The 7,798-nt window shown below is 69.1% G+C and carries 7 protein-coding genes and 1 pseudogene; 3 read left to right on the plus strand and 5 right to left on the minus strand.

Annotation, left to right across the window (positions count from 1 at the left end; genetic code table 11):
* Window positions 1-267 precede the first annotated feature (267 nt).
* Window positions 268-486: a hypothetical protein gene (locus tag J7E89_RS35035; RefSeq protein ID WP_214979656.1), complete on the minus strand. Its 219-nt coding sequence runs from the start codon at window positions 484-486 to the stop codon at window positions 268-270.
* A 74-nt stretch (window positions 487-560) separates the two neighbouring features.
* Between J7E89_RS35035 and J7E89_RS35040 the strand changes: the two are divergent.
* Window positions 561-1,016: pseudogene (locus tag J7E89_RS35040) on the plus strand (single-stranded DNA-binding protein); the annotation flags it as partial.
* Window positions 1,017-1,155: 139 nt separating this feature from the next.
* Here J7E89_RS35040 and J7E89_RS35045 read toward each other — a convergent pair.
* The 3 genes from J7E89_RS35045 to J7E89_RS35055 form a co-directional block, all read right to left on the minus strand.
* Complete coding sequence (locus J7E89_RS35045; RefSeq protein ID WP_214979661.1) at window positions 1,156-2,184, minus strand: SEC-C domain-containing protein; 1,029 nt, start codon at window positions 2,182-2,184, stop codon at window positions 1,156-1,158.
* Window positions 2,185-2,245: 61 nt separating this feature from the next.
* Complete coding sequence (locus J7E89_RS35050) at window positions 2,246-3,442, minus strand: IS110 family transposase (protein WP_214979671.1); 1,197 nt, start codon at window positions 3,440-3,442, stop codon at window positions 2,246-2,248.
* 446 nt (window positions 3,443-3,888) lie between these two features.
* Window positions 3,889-4,404, minus strand: a complete 516-nt coding sequence (locus J7E89_RS35055; protein WP_214979663.1) for a cupin domain-containing protein — start codon at window positions 4,402-4,404, stop codon at window positions 3,889-3,891.
* Between the two features lie 284 nt (window positions 4,405-4,688).
* On the opposite strand from J7E89_RS35055, the gene J7E89_RS35060 reads away from it, so the two are divergent.
* Together J7E89_RS35060 and J7E89_RS35065 are read left to right on the plus strand one after the other, a co-directional pair.
* Window positions 4,689-6,122, plus strand: a complete 1,434-nt coding sequence (locus J7E89_RS35060; RefSeq protein ID WP_214979665.1) for a Mu transposase C-terminal domain-containing protein — start codon at window positions 4,689-4,691, stop codon at window positions 6,120-6,122.
* A gap of 37 nt (window positions 6,123-6,159) precedes the next feature.
* A complete protein-coding gene (locus J7E89_RS35065; protein ID WP_214979667.1) occupies window positions 6,160-6,897 on the plus strand; it encodes a helicase associated domain-containing protein in 738 nt (245 codons plus the stop codon).
* A gap of 97 nt (window positions 6,898-6,994) precedes the next feature.
* Here J7E89_RS35065 and J7E89_RS35070 read toward each other — a convergent pair whose 3' ends face one another.
* Complete coding sequence (locus tag J7E89_RS35070; RefSeq protein ID WP_214979669.1) at window positions 6,995-7,354, minus strand: hypothetical protein; 360 nt, start codon at window positions 7,352-7,354, stop codon at window positions 6,995-6,997.
* Window positions 7,355-7,798 lie beyond the last annotated feature (444 nt).

The following is a 7,798-nucleotide window of genomic DNA, read 5'->3' on the forward strand; positions in this document are numbered from 1 at the left end:
CCTGGAGTGGAACTCCGGCAAGGTCGAGGGAAACGTAAATAGAGTGAAGCGGATCAAAAGGGACGGCTATGGCCGGGCCGGCTTCGACCTCCTACGTCGGCAGATCATCCTCTCCGACTGAGCATCGTGACGCCGCGTCACCGCTCCACAAGAAGTGGATCAGAACCGATCTCGCAGGCCGCCAGTGGGGAGAACTTCTGGCTTCCCAATAGAGTTGTCAAGTGACTGGATGTGCGGTCGGGGTGGCATCTGCTCCGCCGGTGAATTTCAGCGTTCCGCGCGGCGTGAGGCCTGGGTCGCGGCCAGCAGGTTCCGGATCTCGGTGACGCTCGTGCCGGTGCGCTCAGCGATACGAGCGGCCGGCTCCCCGGCTCGGTACGCGGTGACGATCGCCGCGGAAAGCTTCCGGCGGGCCGTGTGAACTGCCGCTTGCGCCTCGCGCAGTGCCGCAGCCGCCGTCTCCAGTGCGTTGTCCTCGCTCGTCATAGCAGTCATCGTGCCAGCGGGCCCGCAGGGCCGGTACGGTGGGAGTGTTCCAGTACGAGGCAAGGGGTGGCGGCATGGCGGGCGAGACGCTGGTGACGGTGGTGGGCAACCTGACCGCCGACCCGGAACTGCGACACACCGCCTCCGGCACCCCGGTGGCGGGTTTCACCGTCGCGTCCACTCCCCGTGTGTTCGACCGCGACCGCAGTGAATTCGTCGACGGTCAGCCGCTGTTCCTGCGCTGCTCGCTCTGGCGGCAGGCCGGTGAGAATGCCGCGCAGTCGCTCACCCGGGGCATGAGGGTCATCGTCACCGGACGCCTTCGGCAGCGCACCTTCGACGACAAGGAGGGCATCCGCCGCACCACCGTGGAGATCGACGCCGAGGAGGTCGCGGCCTCCTTGACCTACGCGACCGCCAAGGTCACCAAGACCTACCGCCAGGGCATGCCGTCCCAGGGCGGGCCCGCGCAGGCCCCCGGGCCGACATCCGATTCCACGCAGTCGTCCCCGGGCGGGGGCCCGGCGCCCGCCGAGCCACACCCGTTCTGACCAAGGACGGAGACAGCACCCGAACGCGGACCACGACCCGGTATCGACGCTGCCGCCGTGGTCGGACTTCAGCGTCAAACTTCCCGCTCCCGCTGGCATCGGCTTTTGGTAGCGCCGGTCAGTTCTTCGCGGGGGTGCCGCAGCACTTTTTGTACTTGCGGCCCGAGTCGCACCAGCACGGTCCGTTGCGCGCGGGCGGCCACGGCAGCGTCTGCTCCGGGTACGCCGCGGCCCGCCACTCGCCGTAGTTCTGCCGGGTCCTCTGATCGGCCGGGTCGCTGCCGGTGCGCTGGGTGTACGTCTGGAAGTCGGCGAGAGTGCCGGTGACCATGCGCACGTGGGCGGCGCCGGCTTCGTCGTAGCCGCGGGCCTCCCGCTGGATCCGCGCGGCATAGGTGTCGTAGTCGTCGCTGTAGTGCGCGGTCGACTCCGGCCAGTGTGCCCGCACCGCCGCGAAGTCCTCCCGGGTCCAGCGCAGCACGATGGAGTCGAACGCCTCTGCGTCCACCGGTACATCCAGTCGGCTGCCCCACTCGGTCCGCACCAGCTCGCTGAATGCTGCGAGGGAAGCGTTGGCCTCGGCCTCGACAGCCAGATCGTCCTCATCCAGCTGAATGTCCAGCTCGCTGCGCAGGAAGCTGCGGCTGAGTGCCAGTCCGCGCCGGTACTCGGCCGCCTCCGGGGCGTCACCGGCCCGGGCCGCGCGGTCCAGACCTGCCTGGCACCATTCCAGGGCCGACTCGCTCGCGCCGGCCTCGGTCAGTACTTCGACCATGTCGTCGAAGACCCGCAGGTCGGTCAATCCCGCAGGCTGGGCGTCGAGTTCGGCCCGCAGTGCACGCTGGGCCTGCTCGGCCTCCGGCCCCCGGCGCAGTGTGTACAACTGGTCGACGATGCCGACCTGGGCATCCCTGCCGAACTCCCCAGCGAACCCGGCCGCGCGGTGGAAGAGCGTGAGGGCCTGCTCGTTCCCACCGCCGCGTGCTGTGAGCCAGCCGACATCCACCAGGGCACGCGGCTCCTCCGGAGTGCCGGCGTGCTCGGCAGCCCACCGTTGACACTCGTCTGCCGACGGTTCGCGGCCCAGTCCCTTCAGGAAAGCGGCATAGGGGGTGGGCTCGGCATCGAGCGGCGGTACGTCGTTCATACGCCAACCCTACCGACCCAGACGAGGCGGATCCTGTCGTTCTCGCGGCCCCTCCACGCCGTCAGGCCATTTCAGGTACGGGCGGGGCCACTTCGTAACACCGACGGTCACGGATCAGCGCCCAGATGACGTTGACGCGGCGGCGGGCCAGGGCGAGGACGGCCTGGACGTGGCGTTTGCCCTCTGCTCTCTTGCGGTCGTAGAACTTCCGGGAGTTGGGGTCGCAGCGGATGCTGACGAGTGCGGACTGGAAGAACACGCGCTGCAGCCGGCGATGGTACCGCTTCGGCCGGTGCAGGTTGCCGCTGACCTGGCCGGAGTCCCGTGGCGCGGGCGCCACCCCGGCGAAGGCCGCGAGCCGGTCAGCGGTGGGGAAAGCCTCCAGACTGCCACCGACAGCAGAGAGGAACTCGGCACCGAGAGTCGCTCCGATGCCGGGTATGGACGCGATCACCTCGGCGAGTTCGTGCTCACGAAACCGGCCCTCGATGAGCCGGTCAGTCTCGGCGATCTTTTCGTTGAGGGCCACCACCTCCCTGGCCAGGGTGTGCACCATCTTCGCGATGGCCTTCTCCCCGGTGACGGTGGTGTGCTGGCGCTCGGCGGCCTCCACCGCCCTGACCGCGAGGGCTTCGGCGCTGCGAACCTTGCGGTTGCGTAGCCAGGTCGTCAGCCGCCGGATGCCCGCACGCCGGACCGCTGCCGGGGTCTGGTAGCCCGTCAGCAGTACCAACGGGCCGACGGTGCCCAGGTCCAGGGCGCGCTCCAGGGCCGGGAACATGCCATTGAGCAGGGACTTCAGCCGGTTGACGGTCCGGGTCCGGTCGGCCACCAGGTCGGAGCGGTGCTCGGTCAGCAACCGCAGTTCAATGGCGGCCTCGTCGCCGGGGCGGATCGGCTGCAGGTCACGGCGCATCCGGGCCTGGTCGGCGATCACGCGGGCATCCCGGGCGTCGGTCTTGCCCTGGCCGCGGTAGCTGTCGGTGGCCCGGTTGACCGCGACGCCCGGGATGTAGACCAATTCCTGCCCGTGGTTGAGCAGCAGCTCGGTCAGCAGCGCGGGCTCGCCGCCGGTCATGTCCATCGCCCAGGTCACCTTCTCACCGTCGGCGAGGTCCAGGACGTCCCCGATCAGACCGAGGAGCTCCGGCTCGTCGTTGGCCACCCGCCGCGACAACAGCGTCTCGCCCTCGGCGTCCAGGACCAGCGTGTGGTGGTGGCTCTTGCCGCAGTCGGTCCCCGCCCATATCCGGCTCATCGTGCTCCACTCGTTCGTATTCGTCATGTCTGCCACGGACGGCCTCGCCGGCATTGCTCTACACAGCGACTTGTTCGCACTTCCCAATCGGCGGCCGAGTCGTCGAGGGGGCACCGGGCGGCCAAGCCAGGGAAGCCATCAAGCGGCAGCCGCCTACGAGCCACACCCAGTGCCCCTGGGCGGTACAACCCTACGAATGGCTGCCCCAACCCGAGAAGAAAGGTAGAGCCGCCTACGGGGAGAACTTCAAGGCCATTGACATCCGGGTCGTGCGTCAGCTCGAAGTGCCAGGCGGCGCCCGGCGGGCCGACCATCACCAGGTCGTGCTCGCACGCGCTCGGTGGTGCGCCACAGGACATCCAGGCCGAGGCCGTCCACGTAGAAGCGTTCGGCGGCGACGAGGTCCCGCGAGGGCCGGGCCACCCGGACATGGGCGGTGGAGTCGATCACGCCGACACCTCCAGGGCGGCGCGCCAGGCGGGACTGTCGACGTAGTGGTTGTCGAAGCGCTCCGCAGACGCGGCGATCTCCTTCGCGTCGGCCTCGCCGCGCATCACGCGGCCGAGCAGACGCAGGTAGTCGAACCGGCCCATGCCCGGTGTGAACACGAACAGGACGTCGGCCTTGCATCCGGGCGCCGCGGCGAAGGCGTGCGGGGTGTGGGGCGGAACGGCCAGGAAGTCGCCCTCCCCCAGGACGGTGACCTCGTCGCCCACCAGTACCTGGAGGGATCCGCTGATCACGAAGAACAGCTCCGTCGCCTTGGTGTGGAAGTGGGCAGGTGCCCCTACAGCTCCCTCGGCGAACGTGGACCGGTAGCTGGTGAAGCCGTCGGCGGTGCTGTCCGAGTCGGCGAGCAGCGTCATCACACTGCTGGGGTCGGCACAGGTCTCGGCGTCCGCACGACGGGTCAGCACCGGTCGAAACGGCGCCGCAGACGAGGACTGGACTTCCTGGGTCATAGCCCAACCTTACGATCTTGAACGCTGCCCTGACCAGCCCGATTCGGGGACCGCCACCGGCCCGCCAGACATGGGGCCTGGCTCAGCTGAACGGACGCCATCGGGCGACCTGCGCCGTGTCCCCGCCCCATAAAGGGCTTCGCGTGAAGGCGCGGCTGTATCGGATGGTGACGGTTGCTGTCAGTCGTATGCCGATTCCGGTCAGTTGGGTGCCGAAGGGCTGGGATACCTGGGATCAGGGCGGCAGGCCGTGCTGTCCGGTACTCGGCGGAGAGGGGCCGCACATGCCGGGAAGCCGTGGCGAGGATCTTGTGGGCGGTCCGGCGGCCGTGTTCCCGCCCCAGTCGGGGCGGGCGGCGGCGATGCCCCGGCTGCTGGATCTCGATGGGCGCGGTGAGCTGACAGCCGCACACGTACGTCTGGTCGCCCAGGCGTTGGGGAAGTCGGAGCGGACCGTGTGGCGGTGGCTGGCCGCAGCACGCGCAGATCACCGTCTCGCCTGGGTGGAGTCGTCGCACTTCACGGTCACCACAGAAATCCGGAGGCTGCTGGCGCTGTGGGGCGGTAACGCCTCCCGAGTCCACGCCGAGCTGATGCAACGGGCCGCCGAGGATCCGGACGCGCCGGCGGTGCCGTCGCTCTCCACGTTGCACCGGGCGATCCGCCGGGACCTGACCCGCGGAGAGCGGGCCGGGCTGGGAAGCGGGGAAGCGGCGCGGCGCGCGCATGACGTGTTCGGGCAGCGTCCGGCCACGCACCGCAACGCGGTGTGGGAGGGCGATCACAAGCATGTGCCCGTCGAGGTGGATGTGGAGGGTGAGCTGGCCACTCCGTGGGTGACCTGGTTCATCGACTGTGCCACCAAGGCGATCACCGGGGTGGCGGTCACCGCGCACGCGCCGAGCCGGGACGCGGTGCTGGCGTCCTTGCGGATCGCGATCACCCGCAGCGAGCCGTTCGGGCCCGTGGGCGGGCTGCCCGGTCAGATCCGGGTCGACCGCGGCAAGGAGTTCCTGTGCGCGACGGTCACCGCGGCGATGGGCGCGTTCGCCGTCCCCGTGACCGACCTGCCCGCCTACACCCCTCACTTGAAGGGCACGATCGAGGCGCTGAACGACGCGGTGGAGGAGATGTTCCTCGTCTCGCTCCCCCGGTACACCGGCCGCCAGAAACTCACCGGCGGCCATCTCGCCGACCCCGATGCCCCGCCCCTGACGTATGAGGCGTTCGTGGGGCTGCTGCTGGACTGGGTGACCTGGTGGAACACCCGCCACCACCCGTCCGCGCTGAACGGGAAAACCCCCATCGAGGCGTGGCAGGCCGACGCGACACCGCTCACGGATGTGTCCGCGAGCCAGCTGGCGACCTTCGCTCTGGAGGACGACGGGCGTACGTACACGATCAGCACCAGCGGGGTGCGGTGGCGCCGCCGCGACTACCTCGCCCCGTGGATGAACGGCCGTACCGGCACCAAAGTCTCGGTACGCCACCTTCCCCACCACGACGACACCATCGAAGTCTTCGACGCCACCACCGGCCGCCACACTGCCCCCTCCAACAGCCAGCACTGCCAGCACATCGCCCGCAAGGGCGTGACCAGCGGGAACACACCTCACGTCATACCGACCGGCAACCAACTGACCAGCATCATCACCAAAAACGTCAACACCAAATCGGCATCTACGTCACCACTAAAATCCCCGACCACAACAGGCTGAACAGCAGAAACCCCACACCTGCAGCACTGACATCACGATGCCGAACCACCACCGACAAAAACTTACAGATCATCACTGGGACACCGCAGATGCCCAGTTCGAGGAGAACCTCGCCGCAGCCCGCGCGTACTACGCCCAGGCCGGCACCCTGGCGGCGCCCCGCCACGCCAGCGCGATGGACAAGCCGGTGGGCCAGTGGCTGACCAACCTCCGCCGCCCCGGAGGGCTTGGCAAGGACCCCGACCGCGCGGCGCGGCGGGCCGAGCAGCTGGCGGCGATCGATCCGGACTGGAACCCCGGCGCCCTGGGATGGACCGTCGACTGGCAGCGCCACCACACCGGCCTGCGCGCCCTCCTGGAGGCCAGCGGGACGCTGGAGGAGATCCAGCCCGGCGTCACCTACCGCGGCGACGACATCGGACGCTGGCTCGCTCGGCAGGTCCGGGACTGGGCGCGGCTGAACGAGGAGCAGCAGCGGCGGCTGGGTGAGCTTGGTGTGAAACCGGCTGAGCGGCCCCACAAGGCTTCGGCGCGAACCAGCGTGAAGGCTGGGGCAGCGAGGGGCTCTGACGCGTTCACGCGGGGCGTGGCGGCCCTCGCTCAGTACATCCAGCGCGAGGCCCGCACTGTCGTACCGCGCGGCCACAGCGAAGAGCTCCCTGACGGCACGTCCGTACGCCTCGGCATCTGGCTCTCCAACCTCAAAAACCGGCGCGACCGGTTGAGCGAGCAGCAGCTCGCCGCGCTCGTGGAACTCGGACTCGACTGGGTGTGAGCAGTCGGTAACCGGGACAGCAGCCGGTCGTTGAACCCGACGTCAAGTGAAGTGCACAGAAGTCCCGGACCCCTGTCATGGCTCCGGGACTTCGCAGTCACAGCCCGGCTGGTGCTTGATCGTCCGTGGTCTGGAGGAAGGCCGCCTGGACGCGCAGCAGGTGGGTTTCGGGGTGGGTTTCCTCGTAGCGATTCATGACCTGCTCGTAGCGGCCGGCGGCGAAAGGTTCGGCGGCGTGCTCGTCCTCGTCCATCCCACACGTCATGGCGAGCTTCGCCCCTTCGTGCAGAGCGGTCTTCTTCGAGGGGTACACCCAGACGTCCAGGCGCCCCGATCCGCTGTAGCCGCGGTGAGCCAGCGTCCACACCGCCGGATCCTTCGTCGTCTCCACCGTTCCGTCCGGACGGTGCAACTTCGAGGAGATCATCTGCTTGATGAAACGGGCGTAAACGGTCACCTTCGGGAGGCTACCCACACCACCGTCCGTGTGGGCTGGATCCGGCGAAAGCCCGCCTGCCGTGGGCGGCGCAGTGGGGCATCAGCAGTGCGAGCGCGGAACAAACTGCGGAAACACGCCTCGGGGCCGGCCGCCAACCACTGCGGCCGGCCCCTGGAGGCCATGTCCTAACCACTCACTCATCAAGCGTCTGCCCACACGGCACGGCTCCTAACACCCCGAAGAACACTCCGGCCCGTGACCCGCAGGCCGCCTTCGCCGTTGAGTCGGCGACGCGTGCATGAATCCGTCCCCCACGGTGCGCGCTCCGCGGGGCCCTGACACCGTGCCCGGCTCAGGGCCCCACCCCTCTGCCGCCACACCCAGCCCAACCGGTGGCCGCGTGCAGGACCGGCAGAGCTGCGGTGCTCAGCGCCGCAGGAAGCCCTAGAAGGCCGCTGAAGA

Source organism: Streptomyces sp. ISL-100, from assembly GCF_018614615.1.
Classification (GTDB): domain Bacteria; phylum Actinomycetota; class Actinomycetes; order Streptomycetales; family Streptomycetaceae; genus Streptomyces.

What these genes read in the sequence shown, in the direction of transcription:
- J7E89_RS35035 (WP_214979656.1), bottom strand. Translation starts at nt 486, where the DNA reads ATGACGAGCGAGGACAACGCACTGGAGACGGCGGCTGCGGCACTGCGC.
- J7E89_RS35050 (WP_214979671.1), bottom strand. Translation starts at nt 3,442, where the DNA reads ATGAGCCGGATATGGGCGGGGACCGACTGCGGCAAGAGCCACCACCAC.
- J7E89_RS35055 (WP_214979663.1), bottom strand. Translation starts at nt 4,404, where the DNA reads ATGACCCAGGAAGTCCAGTCCTCGTCTGCGGCGCCGTTTCGACCGGTG.
- J7E89_RS35045 (WP_214979661.1), bottom strand. Translation starts at nt 2,184, where the DNA reads ATGAACGACGTACCGCCGCTCGATGCCGAGCCCACCCCCTATGCCGCT.
- J7E89_RS35065 (WP_214979667.1), top strand. Translation starts at nt 6,160, where the DNA reads ATGCCGAACCACCACCGACAAAAACTTACAGATCATCACTGGGACACC.
- J7E89_RS35060 (WP_214979665.1), top strand. Translation starts at nt 4,689, where the DNA reads ATGCCGGGAAGCCGTGGCGAGGATCTTGTGGGCGGTCCGGCGGCCGTG.